The organism is Mesorhizobium sp. M7A.F.Ca.CA.002.15.2.1 (assembly GCF_003998715.1).
In the GTDB taxonomy this organism is placed as follows: domain Bacteria; phylum Pseudomonadota; class Alphaproteobacteria; order Rhizobiales; family Rhizobiaceae; genus Mesorhizobium; species Mesorhizobium ciceri.
In genome coordinates this window covers 1-1,358 of record NZ_RZPI01000990.1, presented here as the reverse complement: position 1 = coordinate 1,358, position 1,358 = coordinate 1, and the positions used below count along the sequence as shown (strand labels likewise).

The 1,358-nt window shown below is 63.0% G+C and carries 1 protein-coding gene and 1 pseudogene; both read right to left on the bottom strand.

The features are described from left to right. Positions 1–861, bottom strand: an 861-nt coding sequence (locus tag ENZ74_RS31875; RefSeq protein WP_164761408.1) for a BMP family protein, incomplete at its 3' end; no start/stop codon positions are given. A 143-nt stretch (positions 862–1,004) separates the two neighbouring features. After that, positions 1,005–1,358: pseudogene (locus tag ENZ74_RS31870) on the bottom strand (3-oxoadipyl-CoA thiolase); the annotation flags it as partial.

Sequence of the window (1,358 nt, the reverse complement as noted above, 5' to 3'; positions counted from 1 at the left end):
GTCCTGGGCGGTGAAGACGCCGGCCTTGACCAGCTTGATCGCCTGTTCGACCGTCGGATACATGTCCCAGACCGGGCCGGTGATGACCGTATCCGGGCCGAGACTCGATTGGTCGGACATGTTGGAGATGGCAAGGATCTTCTTGTCGACCGCCGCTTCGATGACACCGAAGCGCTCGGCATAGATGACGTCGACACCGGCGTCGATCTGCGCGACCGCCGCTTCCTTGGCCTTGGGCGGATCGAAGAAAGAGCCGATGAAGGCGACCTTCTTCTTGATGTTCGGGTTGACCTCCTTGGCGCCGGCGAAGAAGGCGTTGACCAGCCGGTTCACTTCCGGAATGCCCATCGCCGCGACGGCGCCGATCGTGCCCGACTTCGACATCTTGCCGGCGATCATACCGGAGAGATAGGCGGGCTCGTGGATCCAGTTGTCGAACACGCCAAAATTCGGTTCCGCCGGCCCGGCACCGGAGCCGAACAGCCAGGCGGTCTTCGGGAACTGCTTGGCGGTGCGGCGCGATTCACGCTCGGCGGCGAAGGCATCACCCAGCACCAGCTGGTAGCCGCCTTGCGCGTATTCGCGCATGACGCGGCTGAAATCGGCGGTCTGCACCTTCTCCGACCATTTGTATTCGATGCCGAGTTCCTTCTCGGCTTTCTGCAGGGCGACATGGATCTGGTTGTCCCATGGCTCCTCGATCGGCGTGGCGAAGATCGCCGCCACCTTCAGTTTCTTGTCCTTGCCGAAGGCAGCGCCCGGCAGCATTGCCGCAGCCAGGCCAAGCGCGCCCAACTCCAGCACATTGCGTCGCGAAAGCCCTTCGCGTGCGGATTGAAATCTGTTCTTTCGGTTTTCCATTGTATTCCCCTCTGTTCGACAGCCGTGTCGAGCCGGCTGTTCTAAAAATCAGACGAGGAACTATGGAACGGGTCCGGACTTTTGTCCACGTGGTCAAATTTAACCGCACCGGATTCTCGAAGTTAGCCGGAGAGACTTGCCGATCAGACCCGTTCCAGCGCGATCGCGATGCCCTGGCCGACGCCGATGCACATGGTGGCAAGCGCATACCGGCCGCCGCGCTCGCGAAGCTCCAGCGCCGCCGTGCCGGATATGCGGGCGCCCGACATGCCCAAGGGATGGCCGAGCGCGATGGCGCCGCCATTCGGGTTGACGTGTTCGGCGTCCTCGGCAATGCCGAGCTGGCGCAGCACGGCGATGCCTTGCGAGGCAAAGGCTTCGTTGAGCTCGATGACGTCGAACTGTTTTGGTGTCAGGCCAAGCCGCGCGCAGAGTTTTTGCGTCGCCGGCACCGGGCCGATGCCCATGATGCGCGGCGCCACTCCGGCGGCAGCCCC